Origin of the sequence: Variovorax sp. 350MFTsu5.1, assembly GCF_048302515.1 — a bacterium.
Lineage (GTDB): Bacteria > Pseudomonadota > Gammaproteobacteria > Burkholderiales > Burkholderiaceae_C > Variovorax > Variovorax guangxiensis.
The window spans coordinates 3141381-3167279 of the sequence record NZ_CP157620.1 but is presented as its reverse complement, the minus strand read 5'-3'; the positions used below and the strand labels follow the sequence as shown (position 1 = coordinate 3167279).

Annotated in this window: 27 protein-coding genes and 1 pseudogene; 12 read left to right on the top strand and 16 right to left on the bottom strand. The window is 67.9% G+C overall.

The window, feature by feature from the left end; all coding sequences use genetic code 11:
- Nucleotides 1–2 precede the first annotated feature (2 nt).
- The 7 genes from ABL843_RS14350 to ABL843_RS14320 form a co-directional block, all read right to left on the bottom strand.
- Nucleotides 3–977 (bottom strand): aliphatic sulfonate ABC transporter substrate-binding protein, encoded by a 975-nt coding sequence (locus tag ABL843_RS14350; protein WP_418120282.1) that lies wholly within the window; start codon nucleotides 975–977, stop codon nucleotides 3–5.
- Between the two features lie 10 nt (nucleotides 978–987).
- Complete coding sequence (ssuC, locus tag ABL843_RS14345; RefSeq protein WP_126019346.1) at nucleotides 988–1836, bottom strand: aliphatic sulfonate ABC transporter permease SsuC; 849 nt, start codon at nucleotides 1834–1836, stop codon at nucleotides 988–990.
- A gap of 9 nt (nucleotides 1837–1845) precedes the next feature.
- The gene (ssuD, locus tag ABL843_RS14340; protein ID WP_418120281.1) at nucleotides 1846–3015 is read right to left on the bottom strand and encodes an FMNH2-dependent alkanesulfonate monooxygenase; all 1170 of its coding nucleotides are present in this window, start codon (nucleotides 3013–3015) and stop codon (nucleotides 1846–1848) included.
- Nucleotides 3015–3971: a sulfonate ABC transporter substrate-binding protein gene (locus ABL843_RS14335; protein ID WP_418120280.1), complete on the bottom strand. Its 957-nt coding sequence runs from the start codon at nucleotides 3969–3971 to the stop codon at nucleotides 3015–3017. Before ABL843_RS14335 ends, ssuD begins: the two co-directional genes overlap by 1 nt.
- 31 nt (nucleotides 3972–4002) lie before the next feature.
- Nucleotides 4003–4140 carry a hypothetical protein gene (locus tag ABL843_RS14330; protein WP_165909539.1) on the bottom strand — a complete coding sequence of 46 codons (138 nt, stop codon included), beginning with the start codon at nucleotides 4138–4140 and terminating at the stop codon, nucleotides 4003–4005.
- Nucleotides 4141–4280: 140 nt separating this feature from the next.
- Nucleotides 4281–4865, bottom strand: coding sequence for an NADPH-dependent FMN reductase (ssuE, locus tag ABL843_RS14325; protein ID WP_184638255.1), 585 nt, complete (start codon nucleotides 4863–4865; stop codon nucleotides 4281–4283).
- A 129-nt stretch (nucleotides 4866–4994) separates the two neighbouring features.
- Nucleotides 4995–6044, bottom strand: coding sequence for a sulfate ABC transporter substrate-binding protein (locus ABL843_RS14320; RefSeq protein WP_418120279.1), 1050 nt, complete (start codon nucleotides 6042–6044; stop codon nucleotides 4995–4997).
- Between the two features lie 166 nt (nucleotides 6045–6210).
- Here ABL843_RS14320 and ABL843_RS14315 point away from each other — a divergent pair, with 166 nt between their 5' ends.
- Both ABL843_RS14315 and mnmC read left to right on the top strand, forming a co-directional pair.
- Nucleotides 6211–6486, top strand: coding sequence for an oxidative damage protection protein (locus ABL843_RS14315; protein WP_126019332.1), 276 nt, complete (start codon nucleotides 6211–6213; stop codon nucleotides 6484–6486).
- Nucleotides 6487–6669: 183 nt separating this feature from the next.
- Entirely contained in the window at nucleotides 6670–8433 is a 1764-nt protein-coding gene (gene mnmC / locus ABL843_RS14310; protein WP_418120469.1) for an FAD-dependent 5-carboxymethylaminomethyl-2-thiouridine(34) oxidoreductase MnmC, read from the top strand.
- Between the two features lie 156 nt (nucleotides 8434–8589).
- Here the strand turns inward: mnmC and ABL843_RS14305 are convergent.
- Nucleotides 8590–8892, bottom strand: a pseudogene (locus ABL843_RS14305) (antibiotic biosynthesis monooxygenase family protein); the annotation flags it as partial.
- Between the two features lie 132 nt (nucleotides 8893–9024).
- On the opposite strand from ABL843_RS14305, the gene ABL843_RS14300 reads away from it, so the two are divergent.
- Nucleotides 9025–9933, top strand: a complete 909-nt coding sequence (locus tag ABL843_RS14300; RefSeq protein ID WP_418120278.1) for a transglutaminase family protein — start codon at nucleotides 9025–9027, stop codon at nucleotides 9931–9933.
- 18 nt (nucleotides 9934–9951) lie between these two features.
- Here ABL843_RS14300 and ABL843_RS14295 read toward each other — a convergent pair whose 3' ends face one another.
- From ABL843_RS14295 to ABL843_RS14285, 3 genes are all read right to left on the bottom strand, one after another.
- Entirely contained in the window at nucleotides 9952–10884 is a 933-nt protein-coding gene (locus ABL843_RS14295; protein WP_418120277.1) for a crotonase/enoyl-CoA hydratase family protein, read from the bottom strand.
- A gap of 85 nt (nucleotides 10885–10969) precedes the next feature.
- The gene (locus tag ABL843_RS14290; RefSeq protein WP_418120276.1) at nucleotides 10970–12466 is read right to left on the bottom strand and encodes an ATP-binding protein; all 1497 of its coding nucleotides are present in this window, start codon (nucleotides 12464–12466) and stop codon (nucleotides 10970–10972) included.
- Nucleotides 12463–13188, bottom strand: coding sequence for a response regulator transcription factor (locus ABL843_RS14285; RefSeq protein ID WP_418120275.1), 726 nt, complete (start codon nucleotides 13186–13188; stop codon nucleotides 12463–12465). Before ABL843_RS14285 ends, ABL843_RS14290 begins: the two co-directional genes overlap by 4 nt.
- Before the next feature lie 99 nt (nucleotides 13189–13287).
- On the opposite strand from ABL843_RS14285, the gene ABL843_RS14280 reads away from it, so the two are divergent.
- The 4 genes from ABL843_RS14280 to msrA all read left to right on the top strand — a co-directional run bounded on the left by ABL843_RS14280 (nucleotide 13288) and on the right by msrA (nucleotide 15877).
- Nucleotides 13288–13932, top strand: coding sequence for a cytochrome b/b6 domain-containing protein (locus ABL843_RS14280; protein ID WP_418120274.1), 645 nt, complete (start codon nucleotides 13288–13290; stop codon nucleotides 13930–13932).
- Nucleotides 13929–14720, top strand: coding sequence for a molybdopterin-dependent oxidoreductase (locus ABL843_RS14275; protein WP_369658277.1), 792 nt, complete (start codon nucleotides 13929–13931; stop codon nucleotides 14718–14720). Before ABL843_RS14280 ends, ABL843_RS14275 begins: the two co-directional genes overlap by 4 nt.
- Before the next feature lie 104 nt (nucleotides 14721–14824).
- On the top strand, nucleotides 14825–15076 hold the full coding sequence (locus ABL843_RS14270; protein WP_184638273.1) for a pentapeptide MXKDX repeat protein: 252 nt from the start codon (nucleotides 14825–14827) through the stop codon (nucleotides 15074–15076).
- A 96-nt stretch (nucleotides 15077–15172) separates the two neighbouring features.
- Nucleotides 15173–15877: a peptide-methionine (S)-S-oxide reductase MsrA gene (msrA, locus tag ABL843_RS14265; RefSeq protein ID WP_418120273.1), complete on the top strand. Its 705-nt coding sequence runs from the start codon at nucleotides 15173–15175 to the stop codon at nucleotides 15875–15877.
- Between the two features lie 12 nt (nucleotides 15878–15889).
- Here msrA and ABL843_RS14260 read toward each other — a convergent pair whose 3' ends face one another.
- On the bottom strand, nucleotides 15890–16897 hold the full coding sequence (locus ABL843_RS14260) for a class I fructose-bisphosphate aldolase (RefSeq protein ID WP_418120272.1): 1008 nt from the start codon (nucleotides 16895–16897) through the stop codon (nucleotides 15890–15892).
- 221 nt (nucleotides 16898–17118) lie between these two features.
- Here ABL843_RS14260 and ABL843_RS14255 point away from each other — a divergent pair, with 221 nt between their 5' ends.
- Complete coding sequence (locus ABL843_RS14255) at nucleotides 17119–17622, top strand: DUF2844 domain-containing protein (RefSeq protein WP_418120271.1); 504 nt, start codon at nucleotides 17119–17121, stop codon at nucleotides 17620–17622.
- A gap of 73 nt (nucleotides 17623–17695) precedes the next feature.
- A complete protein-coding gene (locus ABL843_RS14250; protein WP_418120270.1) occupies nucleotides 17696–19015 on the top strand; it encodes a DUF3443 family protein in 1320 nt (439 codons plus the stop codon).
- An 11-nt stretch (nucleotides 19016–19026) separates the two neighbouring features.
- On the opposite strand, the gene ABL843_RS14245 is transcribed toward ABL843_RS14250, so the two are convergent.
- The 3 genes from ABL843_RS14245 to ABL843_RS14235 are packed head-to-tail and all read right to left on the bottom strand — an operon-like array spanning nucleotide 19027 to nucleotide 22304.
- The gene (locus tag ABL843_RS14245) at nucleotides 19027–20199 is read right to left on the bottom strand and encodes an NAD(P)/FAD-dependent oxidoreductase (RefSeq protein ID WP_418120269.1); all 1173 of its coding nucleotides are present in this window, start codon (nucleotides 20197–20199) and stop codon (nucleotides 19027–19029) included.
- Nucleotides 20200–20235: 36 nt separating this feature from the next.
- Complete coding sequence (locus tag ABL843_RS14240) at nucleotides 20236–21135, bottom strand: delta(1)-pyrroline-2-carboxylate reductase family protein (RefSeq protein ID WP_418120268.1); 900 nt, start codon at nucleotides 21133–21135, stop codon at nucleotides 20236–20238.
- Nucleotides 21136–21149: 14 nt separating this feature from the next.
- A complete protein-coding gene (locus ABL843_RS14235) occupies nucleotides 21150–22304 on the bottom strand; it encodes a branched-chain amino acid ABC transporter substrate-binding protein (protein ID WP_184638287.1) in 1155 nt (384 codons plus the stop codon).
- Between the two features lie 169 nt (nucleotides 22305–22473).
- On the opposite strand from ABL843_RS14235, the gene ABL843_RS14230 reads away from it, so the two are divergent.
- Entirely contained in the window at nucleotides 22474–23367 is an 894-nt protein-coding gene (locus tag ABL843_RS14230; RefSeq protein WP_126019298.1) for a LysR substrate-binding domain-containing protein, read from the top strand.
- A gap of 9 nt (nucleotides 23368–23376) precedes the next feature.
- Here the strand turns inward: ABL843_RS14230 and ABL843_RS14225 are convergent, their stop codons facing one another.
- Entirely contained in the window at nucleotides 23377–24405 is a 1029-nt protein-coding gene (locus ABL843_RS14225; protein ID WP_418120267.1) for an aldo/keto reductase, read from the bottom strand.
- 274 nt (nucleotides 24406–24679) lie between these two features.
- Here ABL843_RS14225 and ABL843_RS14220 point away from each other — a divergent pair, with 274 nt between their 5' ends.
- Complete coding sequence (locus tag ABL843_RS14220) at nucleotides 24680–25351, top strand: N-acetylmuramoyl-L-alanine amidase (RefSeq protein ID WP_418120266.1); 672 nt, start codon at nucleotides 24680–24682, stop codon at nucleotides 25349–25351.
- Nucleotides 25348–25896 carry a hypothetical protein gene (locus tag ABL843_RS14215; protein WP_418120265.1) on the top strand — a complete coding sequence of 183 codons (549 nt, stop codon included), beginning with the start codon at nucleotides 25348–25350 and terminating at the stop codon, nucleotides 25894–25896. The genes ABL843_RS14220 and ABL843_RS14215 overlap by 4 nt, the downstream gene beginning before the upstream one ends.
- The last annotated feature ends 3 nt before the right edge of the window (nucleotides 25897–25899 follow it).

Genomic DNA, 25899 nt, shown 5'->3' with positions numbered 1-25899 from the left:
CTTCAGACTCCGGGCTTGAACAGCGCCACGTTCAGCGCATCGATCTTTCTGGGCAGCAGCTTCTCGGCGAGGAAGGCATCGGCAATACGCTGCTGCTCGCCCAGCACCTCGGGCACCACCGGTCGCACCGCGTAACTGCGGCGGGCGTTGGCCTGCTCGATGGTGGCGGCGTCGAGGCCCCACACCGGCGACAGCAGCGTGGCCGCTTCCTTCGGGTTCTGCTTCACCCATCGGCCGGTCTTCTCCAGCTCGGCGTAGACCACGCGCAGCACGTCGGGCCGCGCCTTGGCGAACTTGCTGCTCGCGAGGTAGTAGCGCTGGTACGAGGCGATGCCTGCGCCGTCGGCCAGCACGCGCACCTTCGACTGGCGCTGGGCCGCGGCGAGAAACGGGTCCCACACCACCCAGGCGTCGATCGCGCCCTTCTCGAAGGCAGCGCGGCCGTCGGCGGGCGTGAGGTAGGCGGGCTCGATGTCCTTGAACGAGAGGCCGGCCTTGTCGAGCGCGGCGATCAGCAGGTAGTGCGCACCGGCCGCCTTCGCGAAGCCGATCTTCTTGCCCTTCAGGTCGGCGACGTTTTTCAGCGGCGAGTCTTCGCGCACCACGATGGCCTGCGCGGCGGGCGACGGCGCTTCCTGCGCGATGAAGGTCAGGTCGGCACCAGCCGCCTGCGCGAACACCGGTACGGTGTCGGCCACGTCGGCGCTGATGTCGAGGTTGTCGAGGTTCAGCGCCTCCAGCAGCGGCAAGCCGCTGGTGAACTCGTGCCAGCTCAGCGCGGCGTTGAGCGGTGCGAGTTGCTTCTCGAGCGTGCCCTGCGCCTTGAGCACGGCGATGAGCGTCGACGACTTCTGGTAGCCCAGGCGCACGGTGGCGGGCCGGGCGGCCACGCCCTGCGCGAGCACCGCGCCCGAGCCGAGCGCCGCGATCGTCGCGATGGCGGTGCGGCGGGAGATGGAGGCTGATGAATGCGTCATTCCCCTGCCCTCACTTCGCCTTCTTCTGGTAGCCGGGGTGCCAGCGCAGCCACCATTGCTCCAGACCGCGGGCGAACAGGTCGGCCAGCTTGCCGAGCAGCGCGTACAGCAGGATGCCCACCAGCACGATGTCGGTCTGCAGGAACTCGCGGGCGTTCATCGTGAGGTAGCCGATGCCGGCCTGCGCCGAGATCGTCTCGGCCACGATCAAAATCACCCACATCAGGCCCAGCGAGAAGCGCAGCCCCACGAGGATCGACGACAGCGCGCCCGGCAGGATCACCTCGCGGTACAGCTGCCAGCGCGACAGGCCGTAGGTGCGCCCCATCTCGATGAGCTGCGGATCGACGTTGCGGATGCCGTGGAAGGTGTTCAGGTAGATCGGGAAGAACACCGACACCGAGATGAGAAAGAGCTTGGCCGACTCGTCGATGCCGAACCACAGGATCACCAGCGGAATCAGCGCCAGCGCCGGGATGTTGCGCACCATCTGGATGGTGGAGTCGAGCAGCGTCTCGAAGAACTTCACCGAGCCCGTGAGCAGCCCCAGCACCAGCCCCGCGCCGCCGCCGATGGCCAGCCCCGCGAGCGCCCGGCCCGCGCTGACCTTCACATGCGTCCACAGCTCGCCGGAGACCGTGAGGTTCCACGCGGCCTTCACCACGTCGACCGGCGCCGGCAGCACGCGGGTGCTGAGCCAGCCCAGCGACGACGCGATCTGCCAGAAGACGATGAGCCCCACCGGCACCAGCCACGGCACCAGCCGCTTCGCGACGCTGGCGGCGAAGGCCTTGAATGCGTTGTTGCCCGCGTTCTCCGCCGGCACCACCGCCGGCAGTTCCTGAACCTGTTCGGTCATGGCAGTCCTTCAACTTTGGGAGACGAGGCGCGAAGGCGCATCGAGATTGGCGACGACTTCGCCGAACGGGCCGCTCAGCGAGCCGCCCGCCAGCCGTGTCTTCGCCCTGCGCGAGAGCAGCGGGAACACCAACTCGGCGAAGCGGTAGGCCTCTTCGAGATGCGGGTAGCCCGACAGGATGAACTTGTCCAGGCCCAGCGCCGCATATTCCTCGATGCGCGCCGCAACCGTCTTCGCATCGCCCACCAGCGCCGTGCCGGCACCGCCGCGCACCAGGCCCACGCCGGCCCAGAGGTTCGGCGCGATCTCCAGCTCGGCGCGGGTGCGCTTGGCGCCGCCCGCGTGCAGCGCGGCCATGCGGCGTTGTCCTTCCGAATCCATGCGCGCGAAGGCGGCCTGCGCGCGGATCACGGTCTCGTCGTCCACGCGGCTGATGAGTTCCTCGGCGGCCTTCCAGGCGGCGTCTTCCGTCTCGCGCACGATCACATGCAGGCGGATGCCGAACTCGACCCGCCGGCCCTTGCGCTCGGCGCGCGCCCGCACGTCGGCGATCTTCTTCGCGACCTCGGCGGGCGGCTCGCCCCAGGTAAGGTAGGCATCGACCTGCTCCGCCGCCAGCTCGTGCGCAGCCGCCGAAGAGCCGCCGAACCACACTTGCGGATACGGCTTCTGCACCGGCGGGTAGAGCAGCTTCGCGCCCTTCACGCTCAGGTGCCTGCCCTCGTAGTCGAAGGCCTGCCCGTCGTGGCTGCGCGCGATGATCTCGCGCCAGATGCGGATGAACTCGGCCGACTGCTCGTAGCGCGAGGCATGGTCCAGGTACACGCCGTCGCCTTCGAGCTCGGCCTGGTCGCCGCCCGTCACGAGGTTGACGAGCAGGCGCCCGCCCGAGAGCCTGTCGAAGGTCGCTGCCATGCGCGCGGCGAGGCTGGGCTGGTGCAGCCCCGGACGCACCGCCACCAGGAACTTGAGCTTCTTCGTCGCGCCGATCAGGCTGGAGGCGATGACCCACGGGTCTTCGCAGGAGCGGCCCGTCGGTATCAGCACGCCCTCGTAGCCGAGGTTGTCGGCCGCGCCGGCGATCTGCTGCAGGTAGGCCAGGTCGATGGGGCGCGCGCCCTCGCTGGTGCCGAGGTAGCGGGCGTCGCCGTGCGTGGGGAGGAACCAGAAGATCTGCATCACGCGACCCCCGCACCGGCTGCTTCGAGCACGTTGATCTTTTTCGGGATCAGCTTCAGCTCGAAGAAGGTGTCGGCGATCTTCTGCTGCTCGGCCAGGATGGCCTTGGTGATGGGCGTGGTGCCGTACGCCGAACGGTTTACCGACAGTTCGGCCACAGGCTTGGGCAGGCCCCAGAGAGCGGCGAGCTCGCCGGCCAGCTCGCCCTTGTTCGAGGCGCCCCATGCGTCCACCTTGTTGAGCTCCTCGATCGCGATGGACAGCACGTCGGCGTTCTTCGCCACGTAGTCCAGCGACGAGAAGTAGTAGGCGCGGTTGCCGACCACTCCGGTGGCGTCGGCCAGCACGCGTGCTTCGAGCGACTTCTCGGCCGCGGCCAGGAACGGGTCCCAGATCACCCAGGCATCGACCGAGCCCTTCTCGAAGGCCGCGCGCGCGTCGGCCGGCGGCAGGTAGACCAGGTTCAGGTCGGCGTAGGAGAGGCCGTGCTTCTCGAACAGCTTGACGATGAAGTAATGGACGTTCGAGCCCTTGTTGAGCGCGATCTTCTTGCCCTTCAGTTCGGTCACCGTCTTGATGGCCGAGCCCTTGGGCACCAGCACCGCTTCGGACTGCGGACGCTGCACGGTCGCGCCCACGTAGGCCAGCGGCGCGCCGGCGGCCTGCGCGAAGATCGGCGGCGCCTCGCCCACGTCGCCGAAGTCGATGGAGCCGACGTTCAGCGCCTCGAGCTGCACGGGGCCGGCGGTGAACTCGGTCCACTTCACGCTCACGCCCAGCGGCGCGAGGCGCTTCTCGAGCGTGCCGCGGCCCTTGAGCAGCGTGAGGTAGCCCTTCTGGTGGCCGATGCGGAACTGGCGCGCCGGCGACTGCGCCAGTACACCGAACGAAGGCAGCGCAATGGCAGCGGCAACGCCCTGCAGCAGGCGGCGGCGGGGTGCGGAGATCAGTGTCATGAGAAGGCTTTCGACTGTGTTGGCCGCGCGCTCAGGCAGCGGCGATGAAGCTCACGATCAGCGCGACGGCGCTGACGACGATCACGCTCGCGGCCAGGTCGCCCAGCGCATGCCAGAGGGAGCGCGGGGTCGTGTCGAGCACGGAGTCTTCGGTGGCAACGGGAGTCATGCGTGGGTTCCTTGGTGTTGCGAAACGAAAGGCAAAGGCTGTCCCGCACCGCGCACAGGCGGTGTTCAAAAAGGGAAGCGGGATGACCGGAGGAAGAGTTCCGGAAAAGCCGGGCTCGCGCTGGCGCGTGGCCCGTGCTTTCAGACGCTACATCGCACGCGCGAGAACGGCACCGGCTCGAAGCCGTGCGTCGCCGGCAGCTTCAGGCCCTCGGTGGCCAGTACCTCGACGGCCTCGTTGAGTCGTTCGGCCAGGTCGTTGTGCACCTGGTAGGCGTTCTCGGGCGTCAGCGCGATCTGCGATTCGCTGGCGTATACGCCCGGAAGAATGTGGCGCGCAGACAGTGACTGCAGCACGGGCCGCAGCGCGTAGTCGAGCGCGAGCATGTGGTGCGGGCTCCCGCCGGTGGCCAGCGGCAGCACCGTCTTGCCCTTGAGCGCGTTCTGCGAAAGCAGGTCGAGAAAAACCTTGAGCAGGCCGCTGTAGGCCGCCTTGTAGACCGGCGTGGCCACCACGATCACGCGGGCCGCCGCCACCTGGGCGATGGCGCGCTCGATGGCCGGGTGATTCCACTCTGCCAGGAGCAGCGGCTGCGCCGGCAGTTCGCGAACGGCGAGCCGCTCGATCCGCGCATGGCGCCGGGCCAGCCGCTCGCCCACCGCGTCGAGCAAGGCGGTGGAACGGGACGGGGCCGTCGGGCTACCGGCAATCAGGAGAACGGACACGGAAAACCTCAGTTCGATGAAAAAAAGCGCGAATTCGCGGGGGCCGCCGCGCACGGCCGCCCGAAGCGGCCGGCCCGCCCCCGGCAGGGGGTGGGCGAAGCGACACGAAGTGCGCGCAGCCTGGGGGGGTTACTTTTGTTTCGCTGTGTAGATCTGGTCGAAGGAGCCGCCGTCGGCGAAGTGCTCCTTGTCGGCCTTCGCCCAGCCGCCGAAGGCCTGGTCGATGGTCACCAGCGTGAGCTTGGGGAACTGCTTGTCGTACTTGGCCTTGGCCTTCTCGGAGGTCGGGCGGTAGAAGTTGCGGCCCGCGATGTCCTGGCCTTCGTCGGAGTACAGGTACTTCAGGTACTCCTCGGCGACGGCGCGCGTGCCCTTCTTGTCGACGACCTTGTCGACCACCGACACGCTGGGCTCGGCCAGGATGGAGATCGACGGCACCACGATCTCGAACTTCTCGGGGCCGAATTCCTTCAGCGCCAGGAAGGCTTCGTTCTCCCAGGCCAGCAGCACGTCGCCCACGCCGCGCTGCACGAAGGTGATGGTCGCGCCGCGCGCGCCGGTGTCGAGCACGGGCACGTTCTTGAACAGGTTGCCGATGTACTCCTTGGCCTTCGCGTCGCCGCCGTACTTGCGCTTGGCGAATTCCCACGCAGCCAGGTAGTTCCAGCGGGCGCCGCCCGAGGTCTTGGGGTTCGGGGTGATCACCTGCACGCCGGGCTTGACCAGGTCGTCCCAGTCCTTCAGGCCCTTGGGGTTGCCCTTCTTCACCAGGAACACGATGGTCGAGGTGTAGGGCGCGGAGTTGTGCGGCAGGCGCTTCTGCCACTCGGCCTTGACCAGGCCGCCGTGCGAGACGAGCGCGTCGATGTCGCCGCCGAGCGCCAGCGTGGCTACGTCGGCATCGATGCCGTCGATGATCGAGCGGGCCTGCTTGCCCGAGCCGCCGTGCGACTGCTTGACCGTCACGTCCTGGCCGGTCTTGGCCTTCCAGTACTTGGCGAAGGCCTGGTTGTAGTCCACGTAGAGCTCGCGTGTCGGGTCGTACGACACGTTCAGCAGCGTCACGGGGCCCTTGGCCGCCGCGGCGCCCTGCGCGAACGTCGGCAACGCCGACAGGGCCATGGCACCGGCCACGCCGGCACCCAGGGAAAGCTTGATAAAGTCGCGGCGAAGGCTCATGGTGTCTTGCTCTGAAAAGGCATATCGATGAAGCTGCGTATTCTCAATACGACATATAGAAACTGGAACGACCAAGTTTTCAGTTCTAAATAGCCAAATCAACTAAGCAGCCCTTTCCCGCTTTTTTTCCCGTATCCCCACTTTTCCCGTTCAAAAGGCAACAGAAATGGCACGCATGGTTCAGTGCATCAAGCTCGGCAAAGAAGCCGAAGGTCTCGACTTCCCGCCCTACCCCGGCGAGTTGGGCAAGCGGATCTGGGAAAGCGTCAGCAAGGAAGCCTGGGCTGCCTGGCTGAAGCAGCAGACCATGCTGGTCAACGAAAACCGCCTGAACCTTGCCGATCTGCGCGCCCGCCAGTACTTGGCGCGGCAGATGGAAAAGCACTTCTTCGGCGAAGGCGCCGACGTGGCCCAGGGCTACGTTCCCCCATCGGCCCCCTGACGGTCACTCCCGCGATTGCCGCCCCCCTCTTCTTCGGGAAACACCGCAGAACCGGCTTCGCCGGGCTGCAGGTGTTGCCCCCTCGAAGGGGGTGGGCGAAGCGACACGAAGTGCGCGAAGCCTGGGGGTGAGCCTGTTACCTGGCGCGCCGACGGCGTTCCCCGGAGCGAACGCTTCGACGACATTTATCACACCGAAACCGGCGCACTGGCCCAGTCGCGCCATGTTTTCCTCGGCGGCTGCGGCCTGCCCGAGGCCTGGGGCGGACAGCCCCAATGGCGGATTCTCGAAACCGGCTTCGGCCTGGGCCTCAATTTCCTGACAACCTGGCAGGCGTGGCGCGCCGATCCGGCACGGTCTCGGCTGCTGCACTTCGTCTCGGTCGAGGCCCATCCGGTCTCGGCCGGCGATCTGGTGCGCGCGGCCGGGGCGTACCCCGAACTCGCACCCCTTGCTGGTGAACTGGCCGCGCAGTGGAACGGCCTGCTACCGGGCTTCCACCGGCTGACTCTCGACGAGGGCCGCGTGATGCTCACCCTGTGCGTCGGCGACGTGCAGCCCATGCTGCGCGCCCAGCGCTTCGAGGCCGACAGCATCTTCCTGGACGGCTTCAGCCCGCAGCAGAACCCGGCGATGTGGTCGGCGGACACGCTCAAGGCGGTGTCGCGCTTCGCCCGCCAGGGCACACGCATCGCCACCTGGACCATCGCGCGGGCGATCCGCGATGCGCTCGCGCAGCAAGGCTTCGCCGTCGAGAAGCGACCCGGCCTGCCGCCCAAGCGCGACTGCCTGCACGGCACCTTCGCCCCCGCCTGGACCGTGCGCCGCCGCGAACCCGCGCCGGAGCGCGTCGAGGCGCCGGGCCGCTGCGCCGTCATCGGCGCGGGCCTCGCGGGTGCGGCCGTGGCGGCCAGCCTGGCACGGCGAGGCTGGCAGGTGATAGTGCTCGACGCGGCCGACTGGCCCGCATCCGGCGCCTCGGGGCTGCCGGTGGGCATGCTCGCGCCGCATGTATCGCCCGACGACGCCCTGCTCTCGCGGCTCACACGTGCCGGCATCCGTGCGACCTGGATCGAACTGACACGGCTGCTCGAAGAAGGCCGGGACTGGCGCGCCAGCGGCGTGCTGGAGCGCCGGCCCGATGGCGATGTCCGCGTGCCCGCCGGCTGGAGCAGCCAGGGGCCGAACGAATCGTGGCCAGCCGATAGCGACGAGCTGTCGGCGGCCGGCCTGCCCGCCGGCACTCCCGCAATCTGGCATGCGCGGGCGGCCTGGGTGAAGCCGCAGCGGCTGGTCGCAGCCTGGCTGCGCCAACCGGGCATCGAGTTCCGCGGCGGTTGCCGGGTGGAACGGCTGGAGCGCCATGCAGACGGCTGGCAACTGTTCGACGCGGCGGGCGAGCTGCTGACCGAAGCAGATCGCGTCGTCATCTGCGCCGGCTTCGAATCGGGCCGCTTCGCTCCCACGCTCCCCTTGCAGCCGGTGCGCGGGCAGGTCGCCTGGGGCCCGATGCCCGACGACAGCGCCCTGCTACCCACGACGCCAGTCAACGGCGACGGCCATCTGGTCGCTCACGTCCCAGGCGAACACGGCGAGGCCCCGATGTGGCTGGCCGGTGCCACCTTCGATCGCGACAGCACCAGCCTCGACCCCACCGAGGCGGACAGCAACGCAAACCGCGAGCGCCTCGAGCGTCTGCACCCGGACGCCGCCAGGGCGTTGGCCGGCGGCGAGAGCCACACATGGGTCGGCGTTCGATGCGCCTCGGGCGACCGGCGCCCTCTTGCAGGCCCGGTCGATGCCGGCCTCTGGACCTGCACAGCCCTGGGCTCGCGCGGCCTGAGCTTCGCGGCCCTGTGCGCCGAGCTGCTCGCCGCGCAGTGGCATGCCGAACCGCTGCCCCTGCCCGCCACGCTGGCCAAGGCGCTCGGCACTCAGCGGCTCTGAGAATCAGCCCGTGGCCGGGGTCACGCCCAGCAGGCCACCATGGCGCCCGGGAAGATGCCGATCGCCGGCCCGCCGAGCACCTGCAAAGGGCCGAATGCTTCGGGCATCGGCTGCCTGCCTGACTACCCGGCGCTGTGCACCGAGGTGCGCCAGCATGTGGTCGATGCGGCTGTCCCCGTAGGTGCGCAGCACTTCGGAGATCACCACCTTGTAGCCGTCGAGCCAGTTCGCCTGCGCGGCCTTGGCCTGCTGGTGCGCGGGGTGGCTGATCAGCGCCTGCAGGCTGTCGAGCGAATCCCAGTAGTAGACGTTCGACACGAGCCCGTTGCCGGGGTTTTCCCACATCTCCTCGCCCAGGTAGCCGGGCAGCGACCTGGCGGCTGCGGCGATGGTCTGGTCGAGGCGGTGGAACTCGTCGTCGAACTGCTTCTTGGCGAAGATGAAGGTGGCGCAGTACATGGCGGGCCGGAATCTCCTGGGTGGCGCAACGGATGTGCGAGCCGGACGGTCGAATGGACTGGCGCCGATTCTGCGGCATCGACGCCCGTGCGTTCCACACTTTTGCCGCGCGAAGGCACGAGAATGCGGCGCATGGCCACCCAGTACGACATCAGGCACACCACCGTCTACCGCTACAACCAGCCGGTCAGCTTCGGCCTGCACCGGGTGATGTTCCGCCCGCGCGACAGCCACGACCTGCGCGTGCTGGCCACCGACCTGCAGGTGAGCCCGGAGGCGAACACGCGGCTCATCCAGGACCCGTACTCCAACTCCGTCGCGCTGGTGCAGCCGCTGGGCGAAGCCACCGAGCTGCGCATCGTGTGCTCCTTCACCATCGAGCACGTGCCGCCGTCGCAGCGCGACCTGTTCACGCTCGATCCGTCCGCGGAATTCCTGCCCTTCGCCTACTCGGTGCAGGAGCGGCTCGACCTGGAGCACTACCTGCGCCCGCACCACGACGACGACGAGCAAGGTACGCTGATCCGCTGGGCCCACCAGTTCCTGCAGGCCGACAAGCCCAACAGCACGCGCGAGGTGCTCACGCGCATGAACGCGCACATCGGCCGGAGCTTCGAATACAAGGCGCGCGACGAGGAAGGCACGCAGACGCCGCTGGAAACGCTGGCGCTGGGCAGCGGCAGCTGCCGCGACTACGCGCTGCTGATGATGGAAGCCACGCGCCGCCTGGGTATCGCCACCCGCTTCGTCTCTGGCTACCTCTACGACGCGGCACTCGACACCGCCGCGCGGGCGCAGGGCGAGCCCGACTCGATGACCGGCGCCGGCACCACGCACGCCTGGCTGCAGGCCTACCTGCCGGGCGTGGGCTGGCTCGCCTTCGACCCCACCAACAACCTCATGGGCAGCGGCCAGCTGATCCGTGTCGGCGTGGCACGCGACCCTTCGCTGGCGGCGCCGATCTCGGGCAGCTGGTTCGGCGACCCCGAGGCCTACGAGGGGCTTGAGGCCACGGTGGTCGTCACGCGCCGCGAGGGCTGAGCACCGCGGCAGCGGTGCTCAACCGCGCGCCGCCAGCTTCGCTTCGAGTTCCGCGATGCGCGCCCTCGCCTCGTCGCCTTCCGGAATCGGCCGGCCGCTGTCGCGCCACTGAACCGCACTCTTGAAGCCTTCGGCCTCCGCCTGCCGCCTGAACCACATGCCCTCGGGGTTGTGGCGCGTGATGCCGTCGAACACGGTGGCGAACATCTGGCTCTGTTCCAGCCCCATCGAATGCCAGACCTGGTTGACGACCAGCTTGTGCATCATGAGATGCGAGCTCGGCACGCCCGCGATGCGCTGCGCGAGCTGCATCGTGGCGTCTTCGAGCCGCTCGGCCGGCACCGAGAGATTGGCCAGCCCCCATTCGGCTGCCTGCGTGCCGGTGATGGTGTCGCCGGTGAACATGAGCTGCTTGGCGCGCATGGCGCCGAGGCGGTAGGTCCACATCGCGGTGGTCGGGCAGCCCCACACACGCGTGGGCATGTAGCCGATGCGCGCATCGTCGGCCATGGTCAGCAGGTCGCAGCACAGCGCGATGTCGCTGCCGCCGGCCACCGCGTAGCCGTGCACCTTGGCGATGGTGGGCTTGCGGCTGCGCCACAGGGCCATGAAGTCGTCGGTGTTGCGCTTCATGGCGGCGTAATCGAGCATCGGGTCCCAGGGCGTCTTCTCCTGCCGGCAGGGATGGTCGCCCTGCTCACCGTCGCCCTGGCGGCCATGGCCTTCGGCGTAGTCGCCGAGGTCGTAGCCGCCGCAGAAGGCACGGCCCGCGCCCTCGACCACGATCACGTGCACCTCTTCGTCGGCCTCGGCCCATTCGACCGCGCGGCGTATCTCGGCGGGCGTGGTCTCACCGATGGCGTTGAGCTTGTCGGGCCGGTTGAGCACGAGGCGCGCGATGCGCGGGTGCTGCGGGTCCTTGTCGATCAGGACGGTTTCGAAGGCTGGCATGGCGGGCTGTCTCCTTGTGTTGAGGGGCGGTCGCGCTGCTTTTTTAGCATCGACCGCCTCGCACGCCCAGCCCCGGAAAGAGCCTTCAGCCCGCTGTTGCCCCACCCAGCTGGAAGCGGAAGACCGCGCCCTTGTCGGCCTGCTGCACCAGCCGGATGTCGCTGCCGTGCAGCTGCAGGATGCGCTTGACGATCACCAGCCCCAGCCCGCCGCTGCTCGCCGTGCCGTCGGCGCGCGAGCCGCTCATGAACACCGGGCGCGTGAAGATCGCCTTCTGCAGCTCGCCCGGAATGCCCGGCCCCGTGTCGCTCACCTGCACCGTCACGCCGCCGTTCTCGGCGCGCAGCTGCACCGCGATCTCTCCGCCCTCGGGCGTATGGCGGATGGCGTTGTCCAGCAGGTTGGTCAGCACGCGCTCGATCATGCCGAGGTCGGCCGACACCACCGGCAGGCCCGGCGCGATGTCGGGCTTCAGGCGCTGGTGCCTGGCTTCCGCCGCCAGCTCGAACTTCTGGAACACGTCCTGCACTAGGTCGGCCAGCGCGAAGCTTTCCTTTTCGGGCTTGACCACGCCGTATTCGAGCCGCGCCAGCTCGAAGGCTTCCTGCGCCAGCCGGCCCACCTTGCGGCTCTGGCCGAGCGCGATCTCGAGGTAGCGGCGCCGCTCCGCCTCGTCGAGCGTGCCGGCCTTGAGAAGCAGCGTTTCGAGATACCCGTGCAGCGAGGTGAGCGGCGTGCGCAGGTCGTGCGAGATGTTGGCGAAGAGCTCGCGGCGCTGCTGGTCCTGCAGCGTCAGCTCGCGCCACTGCTCGGCAATGCGCCGCGTCATCTGCGCGAAGGCCTGGCCCAGCTGGGCGATCTCGTCGCTGCCGCGCGAAAGCCGCTCCAGCGTGGGCGCTTCGCCTTCGAGCGACGCGATGCCTTCGCTCTCGAAGCGCTTCACCGCCGCCGTGAGTTCGCGCAGCGGCCGCGTGATGAGCCGGAATGCGGCCAGCCCCGCCAGCAGCCCGAGCAGCGCCACCAGCCCCATCGCCCACAGCGTGGTGCGCAGCACGTTGTCGGCCGCCACGTTGGCGACCAGCGCGTCATGATCCTCGCCCTGCAGCACCACGTAGACATAACCTGCGTCGCGCCCGCCCATCTGCAGCGGCGCGGCGCTGAACACCTTGGTGCCGCTCGGGCTGCGCGGGTCGTCCCCCGCGATGGGCAGCGGCGCGCCCGAGAGCAGCTTGCGGACCGGCCCCAGGTCGACCCTGTCGCGCTTCAGGTGCCCCGGCGGCGCGGCCTGCGCCTCGATGCGGCCGTCCAGCCCGAGCAAATAGACCTCCACGCTGGGGTTGACGGCCATCAGCTTGTCGAACAGGTCCTTCACCGCCGCCTGGTCGAGCCCTCCGGGCTTCATGAGTTCGGAGTTTTCGGCGATGTGCGCCGCCAGCCCGAGCGAGAGGCGCTGCACCACTTCCTGCTCGTGCATGCCGTTGGAGCGAACCTGCAGCCACACCGACGCGCCGCAGCACACCAGCAGCAGCACTGCGAACACGGCCGACAGCCGCCGCGAAAGCGTGGCCCAGGCCATCGTCATGCGGCCTCCTCCGCGCTGCCGGTGGCCGAGAGCTTGTAGCCGCGCCCCCACACGGTGAGGATGCGCTTCGGCTGCGTGGGGTCGGCCTCCACCTTGGTGCGCAGCCGGTTGATGTGGGTGTTGACGGTGTGCTCGTAGCCGTCGTGCTGGTAGCCCCAGACCTGGTTGAGCAGGTCGAGCCGCGAGAACACTTTGCCAGGGTTGCGCGCGAAGAAGTACAGCAGGTCGAACTCGCGCGGCGTGAGCTCCACCGGCTTGCCGTCCACCCGCACCTCGCGCGCCAGCGGCTCGATGTCGAGGTTGCCCAGCGTGAGGCTGCCCGACTCCATGCGCGCATTGCGCGCCATCGCGTCAGTGCGCCGCAGCAGCGCCTTCACGCGCGCCACCAGCTCCAGCACCGAGAACGGCTTGGCCAGGTAGTCGTCGGCCCCCAGTTCCAGGCCGAGGATGCGGTGCACCTCGCTCGAGCGGGCGCTGATGATGATGATCGGCGTGTAGCGCGCCATCGCGCGGGCGCGGCGGCAGATTTCGAGGCCGTCGATGCCGGGCAGCATCAGGTCGAGCACCAGCGCGTCCCAGTTGCCCCGCTCCAGCTCGCGCAGGCCGGCGTGGCCGTCGGCGGCGTGCTCGATGGCGTAGCCCTCGTCGCGCAGGTGCATGCGCAGCAGTTCGGCAATGTGGGCGTCGTCCTCGACGATCAGCACGCGCTTGGGAGTGTCCATGGTGGCGCCATTGTCCCGCCATCCGGCCGGCGGAGTTATCACGATTAATTGAACTTTGCGTGATGAATCGGCCATGGGGTGCGCCGAACAATCCGCCCCATGAACAGCACGACAGCCACCGCCCCCATCCCCGCCACGGCCACGGCCGGGCCGGTACATCCGCTGTGGATGCGCATCTCGCACTGGCTCAACGCGCTGGCCGTGGTGATCCTGGTGACCAGCGGCTGGCGCATCTACGACGCCTCGCCTTTCTTCCCCTTCACCATCCCGACCGTGGTCACGCTCGGCGGCTGGCTCGGCGGCGCCCTGCAATGGCACTTTGCGGCGATGTGGCTGCTGGTGGCCAACGGCCTGTTCTACCTGTTCATGAACATCGCCACCGGCAGGCTGGCCACGAAGTTCTTTCCGCTGACGCCGCGCGGCGTGCTGCACGACGCACTGGCCGCGCTCAAGGGCAGGCTCTCGCACGCCGACCCGCGCCACTACAACAGCGTGCAGAAGCTGGCCTACCTGTTCGTGATGCTCGACCTGATCGTGATCGTGCTCTCGGGCCTGGTGCTGTGGAAGTCGGTGCAGTTCCCGGTGCTGCGCGAGCTGATGGGCGGCTACGAGTCGGCGCGCCGCGTGCACTTCTTCGGCATGGCCGCGATCGTCGCCTTCGTCGTTGTGCACCTCGTGATGGTGGCCCTGGTGCCCCGCACGCTCCTCACCATGATCCGCGGCGGCAAGCCCGAAGCCCGATGAAAATCTTCAAAGCCCCCACCCTGAGCGGCATCGACGGCGACGCCGTGCTGCGCGAAGCCCGCACGCTGATCTCGAAGAAGCTCGACGAGCCCTCGCGCCGCGTCTTCCTGCGGCGCTCGCTGACCCTCGGCGGCCTTTCGCTGCTCACCGGCTGCAGCATCAGCGACAACGCGCAGGTGGAAGCCGCGCTCACGAAGATCTCCCGCTTCAACGACAAGGTGCAGGGCCTGATCTTCAGCCCCACGCAGCTCGCGCCGACCTACACGGAGGCCGAGATCACCCGCCCCTTCCCCTTCAACGCCTACTACGGCGAGGACGAGGTGCGCGAAGTCGACGAGGCCAGCTACAGGCTGGAAGTGACCGGCATGGTCGCCGACAGGCACGCCTGGACGCTGGCCGAACTGCGCGCCATGCCGCAGCAGGAGCAGATCACGCGGCATATCTGCGTGGAGGGCTGGAGCGCCATCGGCCGATGGGGCGGCGTGCGCTTCGCCGACTTCCTGCGCCACATCGGCGCCGACCTCACGGCCAAGTACGTCGGCTTCAAGTGCGCCGACGACTACTACACCAGCATCGACATGCCCACCGCCCTGCATCCGCAGACGCTGCTCGCGCTGAGCTACGACGGGCAGCCGCTGCCGCCGAAGTACGGCTTTCCGATGAAGCTGCGCATGCCCACCAAGCTTGGCTACAAGAACCCGAAGCACATCAAGGCGATGTTCGTCACCAACACCTATTCCGGTGGCTACTGGGAAGACCAGGGCTACAACTGGTTCGGAGGGAGCTGAGGGGCCGACAGCCACTCGACTGCCGAAGAAAGCGAAAGGCGGAGTTCCACCGGGACCGAGCCGACATTGAAGACCCAACCTCAACTCACTCAGGAAGACGCCAAATGAACAAGCTCACCGCAACCCTTCTCGCCACCTGCATGGCCTTCGCCGGCGCCTCGGCCTTTGCCGCCGACGAAATGGCGAAGGACGGCATGGCCAAGGACTCGATGTCCAAGGACGGCATGAAGAAGGATTCGATGGCGAAGGACTCCATGTCGAAAGACGCGATGAAGAAGGACTCGATGGCGAAGGACTCCATGTCCAAGGACGGCATGAAGAAGGACGCCATGGGCAAGGACGAGATGAAGAAGTAGGCGCCCCGCCGCGCTGCCGCCCCACAGCGCTACCGCATCACCATTGACGCCGGGGCGATTCGGCGTCAATGTCACCTCCCTCAAGGAATCCGCACCATGAAGAAATCCTTCGCACTCACCGCCGGCACGCTGGCTGCCGCAGTCCTCGTCTGGCAGGCGGCACCCTCTTTCGCAGAAACCGCCCGCCGCGTGCCCGCGCCGACCGCCGACCTGGCCGCGGCACCGGGCGCGAAGACCGAAACCGCCGTGTTCGCCGGCGGCTGCTTCTGGGGCGTTCAGGGCGTGTTCCAGCGCGTCAAGGGCGTGAGCAACGCCGTCTCGGGCTATGCCGGCGGCGAGGCGAAGACCGCCCGCTACGATGAAGTCGGCTCGGGCCGCACGGGACATGCCGAGTCGGTGCGCATCACCTACGACCCGCAGCAGGTCAGCTACGGCAAGCTGCTGCAGATCTACTTCTCGGTGGCGCACGACCCCACCGAGCTCAACCGCCAGGGGCCGGACACCGGCACCCAATACCGCTCCACCGTGTTCGCCGAGAACGCCGAGCAGGCCCGCATCGCCAACGCCTACATCGCGCAGCTCAACCAGGCGAAGACCTTCGGCAAGCCGCTGGCCACCACGGTCGAGCTGTCGAAGCCCTTCTACGCGGCCGAGGACTACCACCAGGACTACCTGACGCTGCACCCGAGCCAGCCCTACATCGCGATCAACGACATGCCGAAGATCGACGACCTGAAGAAGCTCTTCCCCGAGAGCTACAAGGCCACGCCTTCACTGGTGAAGGCGGCCAAGGCAGGCTGAGCGGGCGCCAGGTTATTCCTTGTATTCGCCGCGGCGCGCGGCCCGGTTGGCGCTGGTGCGCTCCACCAGCGCCCGCTGTGCAGTCGCCACATTGGCCGCATCGCCCTTCCATGCATCGAGTGCTGGCTGCTGCACCGCGCGGGAGAACGAGAAGGTCAGCGCCCATGGCAGGCGCGACCTGTAGCGGCGATTCATTTCGTTGAGCCGCGCCGACGCCAGCTGCGCCGGCTGGCCGCCCGAGAGAAAAGCCACGCCGGGCACCACGGCCGGCACGGTGCGCAGCAGGCATTGCACAGTCGCCTCTGCCACTGCCTCGACGGAATCCTGCACGGCAGCCTTCAACCCCGGCAGCACCATGTTGGGCTTCAGCAGCATGCCTTCGAGCAGGACGCCCTGTGCGCGCAATTCAACGAAGGTGCGGTGCAGAACCTCCTCGGTGACCTCTGCGCAGCGCGCGAGCGAATGGTCGCCGTCCATCAGCACCTCGGGCTCGACGATGGGCACCAGCGCGGTCTCCTGGCACAGCGCGGCATAGCGCGCCAGTGCATGTGCGTTGACGCGTATGCAGGCGCGGCTCGGCAGGCCGTCGCCGATGGCGACCACGCCGCGCCACTTGGCGAAGCGCGCGCCCATCGTGGCGTATTCGGCAAGGCGCTCGCGCAGGCCATCGAGCCCTTCGGTGACGGTCTCGCCCGGGTGCCCGGCCAGCGGCTTGGCGCCCGTGTCGACCTTGATGCCGGGAATGATGCCGGCGTCGGCCAGCGCCTTCGCGAAGGGCTGGCCTGCATTGGTCTTCTGCCGGATCGTCTCGTCGAAAAGGATCGCGCCAGAGATGCTGTCGGCCAGGCCCGGCGCGGTGACGATCAGCTCGCGCCAGTCGCGCCTCGCAGCCTCCGTCTGCGGTATGCCGAGTGCGGCGAAGCGCTTGTTGCAGGTGGCGTTGCTCTCGTCCATCGCGAGCAGGCCCTTGTCGTCCGCGACGAGCGCGCGGGCGATGTCGATCAGTGTTCGTTCGGTCATGCGGGGCACCTCTCTGGCGGGCATGGTACGTCCGTGCCGCTCACTCGTTAACACCGCGAACCTGATCGCTGGCCGACTTGGCGCTCCTGCCTGTGCGGCCCGCCGGGTCTTTATCAAGCCGACGCTGGCCGGCAGTAATCTGCGCGCGGTCGGGACGGAAAGGAAACTGAATGGAACGTGGGTCACGAGAGTGCGATGCGCGCGGCGCCCGAAGGGCATCGATGTGGGCGGCCCTGACGCTGGCTGCGTCCTTGTTCGCCACGCCTTTCGCGTTCGCCGAATTAGGCGGCGCGCCCACGCTGGCGCCGGGCCAGCGGATCGACATGGTGTCGCGCAAGGCGGCCGCTGCCGAAGCGACCGGTGCCGCAGCCAAGACGGAATCCGCCACCGGCTGGAGCACACGGGAAAGCACGTCCGACGATGGCCTGGTCCAGCGCGAGTACCTGACGGCCGACGGCACGGTGTTCGCCGTCGCGTGGCGCGGCCCGCGCCGGCCGGAACTCTCGGTGCTGCTGGGCACGCGCTACGCCAGGCAGATGGCCGACAACGCCCGGGCGCAGCGCCAGCTTGGCAGGGGCTCCCACGCCTCGACCTCGCAGCACGACGAGGACTTCGCGGTCCATGCCTCGTCGCACCAGCGGCTGTCGGCCGGCGTCGCCTGGCTGCCGCGGATGCTGCCTGATGGAGTGGACCCCGACTCGCTGGCCATTGCGCAAGGCTCCTGATCGTTTCAACCCATCTTCGCCCTTCGTGCCCATGGACTCACGACAAGCAGGCAACCGGCGCGCAGCCGGTGCCATGAACCTTTTCCGCGCCGTGGCTTGTGCCGCGAGCCTGCTGGGCCTTGCTGCCTGCGGTGGCGGCGGCGGCGGAGGCGGTGGTGGCGCATTGCCGATCGGGCTCCTGCCCACTTCGACGCCGGCCGCGGGCAGCTCCGCGCCGGCGCCTGCTCCGGCGCCCAGTACTCCCCCCGCCACCGCCGCGTCGAGTTCGCAGAATTCGATGCCGCTCACCGTGTCCAACGGCACCGACTCGAGCGGCGTCAACCTGCCGCAGGTGAGCATCAGGCTCTGCGCACCGGGAACCGGCACCTGCCAGACCATCGACAACGTGCTGGTCGACACCGGCTCCACCGGCATCCGCATCGCCGCCGACGCCCTGAACTCGGCGATGAAGTCGGCCCTGCCCCAGGAAGCCGTGAACGGAGCGCCGCTGAACGCCTGCGCCCAGTTCCTCGACGGCTACACATGGGGAACGATGCGCGTCGCCGACGTCACGCTCGGGCCGAAGTCCGCCAGCGCGCAGCCGCTGCAGATCGTGGGCGATCCGAACTCCGGCAACGTGCCCGCCGCATGCTCGGACAACAACACGCTGCAGCCCGAGAACACTCCGGACAAACTCGGTACGAACGGCATCATCGGCGTCGCCGCGGTTCTCCAGGACTGCGGCGCGGCATGCGCGCAGCAGGCCATTCCGGCCACCTACTACACCTGCGCCGCCGGCGCATCCTGCCAGGGAACCACGGTTCCGCTCGCGATGCAGGCCCAGAACGTGGTCGCCAATTTCGCGCAGGACAACAACGGCGTCGTGCTCGGCCTGCCGGCGATCTCATCGGCCGGCCAAGGCGTGACCGTCGGCACGCTCTACTTCGGCGTGGCGACGCAAGGCAACAACGCCATGAGCGGAGCGACGGTGCTGAAAACCGACTCGCGCACGCTCAGCGTTTCGGTCAGCTACAAGAACACCAGCTTTCCCGACAGCTTCCTGGACAGCGGGTCGAACTTCTTCTTTCTCAACGATTCCACGATCGCCCAGTGCGCGAGCAATGGCACGTTCAAGGGCTTCTACTGCCCTGCGAGCACACTGGCCCTCAGCGCCAGCTTCACGGCTGCGACGGGCCCGGCGCTGAGCCAGAGCTTCGCGATCGCGAGCGCGCAATCGCTCTTCACCGGCAATCCGGGCGTCGTGGCGGTCGACAACATCGCCGCCGCGAGTTCGGGCACCAGCGCGATCGACTTCGGCCTTCCGTTCTTCTACGGCAGGCTGGTCGCGGTGCTCAATGAAGGCCAATCCGCACTGGGCCAGCAAGGGCCGTTCACCGCGCTGGCGACGCCCTGACGAAACAGGACCTAGATCACGTTCGTCTCGAACAAGGGCCTGTTCTCGAGAATCCGCGCGAAGGACACCGGCGACAGATCGAGGCTGCGGTACTCGCCGAAGCGGATCAACTCCGCCACGCCGCGCCCCGCCGCCGGGCACTGCTGCAGGCCGTGGCCCGAGAAGCCGTTGGCGAAGTAGAGGTTGTCGCAGTCGGGGTGCAGGCCGAGGATGGCGTTGTGGTCGAACACGTTCATCTCGTAGTAGCCGGCCCAGGCGCCGGTCATGCGGATGGCTTCGAAAGCGGGCACGCGCCCGGCCAGCGAGGGCCAGATGAAGCTGTCGAAGGCTTCGTACTCGACCTCGAGCGGCGCGTCATCCAGGTCATGGTCTTCCGGCGGCGCGAAGCCGCAGATGAACTGGCGGCCCTCGGGGCGCAGCCAGATGCCGGAGGGGTCGATCACCAGCGGGCAGCCGGGCAGCGTCTCGGGGCAGGAGAAGCTGAAGACACTGCGGCGGCGGCCGCGCACCGGCAGGTCGATGCCGGCCCATTGCGCCACTTTCGCGGCCCAGGCGCCGGCGGCATTGACGACGACGTCGGCCTCCTGCGTCTCGCCGCTGTCGAACTGCACGCCGGTCACGGTGCGGCCGTGTCGGCGCAGGCCTATCGCATGCGCCTGCACGTAGCGCACGCCCTGCGAAACCGCCTTCCTGCGGAAAGCCTGCAGCAGGCTGTAGCCGTCGTACCAGCCCTCGCCCGAGAGGCCGAGCGAGGCAAGTTCGACGCCTTCGGTCGAGATCCACGGAAAGCGCGCCTTCAGTTCATCGGGCGTGAGCAGCGCCACGTCCACCGCGTGCGCCTTCTGCATCGCGTGGTTCTCGCGCAGCACCTCGACGCCGGCCTGCGAGGCCAGGTACAGGTAGCCGGGCTCGACGAGGCCGATGTCGGGCACCTCGTCGCCCACGCGCAGGGTCTCGCCGAGATTACGGAAGAAGTCGATGCCGTAGAGCGACATCCGGATGTTGATGGCGGTGGAGAACTGCTGGCGGATGGAGCTGGCCGACAGCGCCGACGATGCCTGCTTGTAAGAGAAGTCGCGCTCGACCACCGTGACCTCGAAGCGCTCGCCGTCGGAGTCGCGGGTCAGGAAGTAGGCGATGGCGGAGCCGATGGCCCCGCCGCCGATGATCACCACACGCCGCATGAATTGCCTTCCTTGCTGCTGTCTGCCTTCATTGATTCAGCCCTGCCCTTCATGGGCCAGTTGCGCCGCCGCGAGGTCCCACAGTGCATGCCCCACCGTCTTGAGGAGCACCGGGCGGCCCGGCGACGCCGGCGATGCATCGCGGAACGCCTGCACCGCCGCCCAGTCCACGCCCGCGCGGATCAGGTCGCCCGCCTCGTTGCGCGCGCCCTCCAGCGTATCCACAAACACGGCGCAGCGGCGCACGAGTTCTGGCGGCACCTCGGCCATGTCGGGGCGATAGGCGCCCACGGCGATGAGGGTGGCGTCCGGCCTCACGCCTGGCGGCACCACGGGCTCCTGCGAATTGGTCGCGGCGACGATCAGATCTGCTTCCTCGGCCGCGGCAGCCGGGTCGGCGATCGCTTCGGCATCGACGCCCTGCGAGCGCATGTGCCGGGCCAGCGCCTCGGCGTGCTCGGGCGTCCGCGCGTGGATCTTCATCTGCCGCACGCCCCAGACCTCCGCAAAGGCCTCGGCATGCGCGCGAGCCTGCACCCCGGCGCCGATCAGCAGCATGCGACGCGCCTCCGTGCGCCCCGCCCTCGCCGCTCCGGCCAGCGACAGCGCCGCGGTGCGGCGCGCCGTGAGCACGTTGCCATCCATCGCCAGCAGCCGGGTGCCGGTGGCCGCATCCATCAGCGTGACATCGCACTGCACCACGGGCAGGCCGAGTTCCGCGTTGGCGGCGTGCACGGTCACCGTCTTCAGGGCGGCGAAGCGCCGGTCGGCGGCCGGCATCAGCAGCATGACGCCACCTCCGGCGAGCTGCACGCAGGTGCGCGGCGATGCATGCGCCTCGCCAAGCCGCTCGCGCTCGAACATCTGCAGCAGCGCCTTCACCAGCGCGCCGTAAGGAAGCGCGGCGGCGGTCTGCGCGGCATCCAGCGTGCGCATGCGGGCCACCCTCTTCAGGAACCCGCCACGCGCACGCGCTTGCCGTCCTTGTAGGTGAAGACGGTGAAGTCGGGCTTCTGCAGGTTGCCTTTGGCGTCGAAGCTGATGGTGCCGGTGACGCCGTCGAACTTCACCTTGCGCATGGCCGGCAGGTAGGCCTGCGGCTCGACCGAGTTGGCGGCGCGCATGCCGGCGGCCAGCGCCATCATGGCGTCGTAGAGGTACGGCGCGTAGGTCAGCACCTCGGTGCCGTAGCGGGCCTTGTAGCGCTGCTCGAACTCGGCGCCCCTGGACGTCTTCTCGACCTCCTTGCCGCCGCGCGTGCAGTACAGCAGCCCGTCGACCGCGCCGCCGCTGATCTTCGCGACCTCGTCGGTGCACAGCCCGTCGGTGCCCAGCAGCTTGGCCGTGATGCCGAGCTGCTTCATCTGCCGCGCGATGAGACCGCCCTGCGCGTCCATGCCGCCGTAGAACACCACGTCGGGCTGTTTGCTCTTGATGGTGGTGAGGATGGCCATGAAGTCGGTGGCCTTGTCGCTGCCGTACTCCTGCGCCACGACGTTGCCGCCCAGCGCCTTCACGCCGCGCGTGAACACCTCGGCGGCGCCCTGGCCGTAGGCGGTGCGGTCGTCGATCACTGCGATGTTCTTCGCCTTCAGGTCCTTCACCGTGTAGCTGGCGATGGCCATGCCCACGTCCTCGTCGCTCGCGAGGATGCGGAATACGTTGTCGTAGCCCTGCTTCGTGAAGCTCGGGTTGGTGGCGGTGGACACGTCGGGCAGGCCCGCGCGGCTGTAGACCGCCGAGGCCGGAATGGCCGCGCCCGAGTTGAAGTGGCCCAGGATGCCCTTCACGCCCATGTCGGTGAGCTTGTTGGCGACCACCATGGCCTGCTTGGGGTCGGCCTGGTCGTCCTCGGACTGCAGCACGAACCTGATCTTCCTGCCGCCGATGACGAGGCCCTGCTTGTTCAGGTCTTCGACCGCGAGGCGCGCGCCGTTGTCGTTGTCCTTGCCCCAGTGGGCCGCGCCGCCGGTGAGCGGGCCCGCGTGGCCGATGGTGACGGTCTGCTCCGCGGCAGCCTGCGCGAACGCGGCGGCGGGCAGGCCCAGGACGGAAGCCAGCGCGATGCCAACGGCGGCATTGCGACGGGTGCGCGAAACAATCATCGGAAGTCTCCTCGTATCGTTGGCAGGGGTCGGCACGCAGAATAGAGTCGCGGGCGGACACGGAACAAACGCTAAAAACTCACAACGTTGTGCGAGCCGGGAAGGAATCCGACCCGGGCACGACCGGTGCTTCGGCACCGGCAACGAGACAACTGCTGGCTATCGATCGATGAGAAAAGACATTCCCAACCTCGGCGCGCTGCAGGCCTTCGAGGCTTCTGCGCGGCTGGGCAGCTTCACCCGCGCGGCGAGCGAACTGGCGCTCACGCAGAGCGCCGTCGGCCGGCAGGTGGCCATGCTGGAGCAGCGCCTGGGCGTGCCATTGTTCTCGCGCGTGCGGCGCCGCCTCACGCTTACCGACACGGGGCGCGAATACGCGGCGCGCATCCGCCGCCACCTCGACCAGATCCGCCGCGACACGCTGGAGATCAGCGCCGGCCACGAGATGGGCTTCGTGCTGGAGCTTGCCGTCGTGCCCACCTTCGCCACGCAGTGGCTCATACCGCGCCTGCCGGAGTTCAGCCGGCTGCATCCGAACATCACGGTGAACCTGTCGGCGCGCTCGCAGCCTTTTTCATTCCAGGAAAACGCCTACGACGCGGCCATCTACTTCGGCGACCAGTTCTGGCCCAACACGCGCGGCGGGCTGATCTTTTCCGAGGGAGAGATGGTGCCCATCTGCAGCCCCGCTTTCCGCGACGCGCACGGGCCGTGGGACGAAGCCGGTTTCGAGCGCTGCCGCCACGTGCACCTGAGCACGCGCGCCCATGCATGGCGCGACTGGTATGCACAGCAGGGCTGGGAGTACACGGTGCATGCCTCGCGCGGGCCGCGCTACGAACTCTTCACCATGGTGGTGGCGGCCACGGCCGCCGGCATGGGCGTGGGCCTGGCGCCGCGCATCCTGATCGAGCACGAGCTGCGCACGGGCGAACTCGTGATTCCGGTCGACCGGCACCTCGACGTGCCCCAGGGCTACTACTTCGCGTACCCCGAAGGCCGGCCGGCCTCCGGGGCGCTGGAAGACTTCAAGCGCTGGGTGCTCGGGCTGACGCCCGGCTAGAAAAGGACGCTAGACCGGGTTCGGATTGCGTTCGAGAAATCCCTGCTGGTGCCAGTAGGGATAGGCCCGCGTCGTCGCGCTGGCCGCGTCGAGCTCGGCAACCTGTTCGGGCGTGAGGTTCCAGCCCACCGCGCCGAGGTTCTGCCGCAGCTGCGCCTCGTCGCGCGCGCCGACCACCACGCTGGACACCGTGGGGCGCTGCAGCAGCCAGTTGAGCGCCACCTGCGGCACCGTCTTGCCGACTTCGGCGCCGATCTTTTCCAGCGCATCGACCACGCGGTACAGCAACTCGTCGGGCACCGGCGGGCCCATGTCGGCCGTCGCATGCAGCCGGCTGTTGGCGGGCAGCGGCTGGCCGCGGCGGATCTTGCCCGTGAGCCGGCCCCAGCCCAGCGGGCTCCACACCACGGCGCCGATGCCCTGGTCGATGCCCAGCGGCATCAGCTCCCATTCGTAGTCGCGGCCGACCAGCGAGTAGTAGGCCTGGTTCGCGACATAGCGCGCGAGGCCATGGCGCTCCGACACGGCCAGCGACTTCATCAGGTGCCAGCCCGAGAAGTTCGACACGCCGATGTAGCGCAGCTTGCCCGCGCGCACCAGGTTGTCGAGCGTGGAGAGCGTCTCTTCCACCGGCGTGCTCGCGTCGAAGCCATGCAGCTGGAACAGGTCGATGTAGTCGGTGCCCAGCCGCTTGAGCGAACCATCGACCGCCTGCACGAGGTGGTGACGCGAAGAGCCCACGTCGTTCGGCCCCTCGCCGCTGCGGAAGGTGGCCTTTGTCGAGATCAACAGCCTGTCGCGCGGCCGCCCCTTGATCGCCTCGCCGAGCACCGACTCGGCCGCGCCGGACGAATAGATGTCGGCGCTGTCGAACATGTTCACGCCGGCTTCGAGACAGATGTCGATGAGCTTGCGCGCCTCGGCCACGTCGGTGCTGCCCCATGCACTGAAGAACTCGCCCTTGCCCCCGAAGGTGCCGGTGCCAAAACTCAGTACGGGGACCTTGAGGCCGGATTTGCCCAGATGACGGTATTCCAAAGTGGTGCTCCTTGGTGCTTGCGGATTCGGGATGAAGAAAGGTGGCCGACAGACCGGTCGGACTGCCGCGCGGCCATTGTTGGTTGGCGCGTTCAACCCTGCGGACGAATGGGCTTTGCGCAGCGGGTCACAAGTGGTTGACGAAGTCATCACCAGTTCACTTTTTAAGCCTTTAGCAAGCGCCGCGAGGTCGTGACCTCGCGCTCATCCGATGCGCGAGGCCTGGCTTCTGCAGAGAGTCGATAACCAACAAATTCTTCAGGGAGGAAAACCCATGCTTGTCGAAATCGACGAACACGGAATGATCAGTCACGCGCGCGTGCGGCATGCGCGCAGTCCGCAGATCGAACGAGGGAAACGCGTCGGTGCCATCACAGGCATCGTCGTGCATCAGACGGACGCCGATACTTCAGCATCTTCGTTGAATAGCTACAGAAAACCCAAGGCGAATGGAGCGCACTTTCTCATCGACAAGGATGGGACGATCTATCAGACGGCGGCGATTTATCAGAGGACGAATCATGTGGGGCCGTTGAAGGCGAGATGCCTGGTGATGAAGACTTGCAAGCCGCAGGACTTCCCGAAGAACGGAGGAGTAGCGGCGATGCATCGGATCGAGATGCAGAAAGCGCCCGGTGATCGCTATCCGGGCAACATGGAGGCCATCGGGATCGAGATGGTTGGCAGGGCCAGGCTGCCGGAAGGGTTCAAACCTACCCTCCAACAAAAGAAGAGGAACCTGAATCCTGAGGAGATACGTGGGGAATCCGCAATTTTCCCGACACCGACTGCCGCCCAGAACCAGTCTCTGTCATGGCTTGTCGGTGTGCTCCGGGATTCGATACGGGTTGAATCAAGCGAGGTCTTTCATCATCCTGAGGTCAGCAGGAAGAACCCTACCGAGGCTCAAGGCGCCAACTGGAATCTGGCTGCACCGACACCATGATCAGAATCAGCACCCTTTTGACGGCACTGGCCGCAGCAGTGATCGCTACCCCGGTCCAAGCCGCCGACAAACGATATCCAGTCAGTTCCGTAAGCAGGATCGAGATCGTCGAAGCCTCCAGCGCAACTGCCTGGGAAAACAAGGACTTCCTGGATTGCTCGGATGTCGTCCTGACCGAGGAGGACGTGCGCTACGCGCTGCAGCACATCCGCAGAGTCTCCCGGGAGACCTACTTCAGCGAGTACACCGAAAGAACGGGCTGCTCGGGCGGTGCATCGGTCGCCTTCAAGAATGGAAAGATCATCGTCATCGGAATCGAACCCACAGGACGAATCAACATCTTCGAGGCGGACGCGAAGCTTGAGCCCACCAAGGCCCCGGAAAGCTTCTACGAATGCGCTCCCTGCAGGGACCGCAAGACGGCGCTGCTGAAAGATGCACTGGATCGAGCCGATGAGCGAAGGCTCAGGAAGCTCGAGGCGGAGGGAAAGATCCTTCCCGGCGAAGCCGAGCGCCGGCTGAAAGCCCTGCGAGCCGCCCGCTGACCG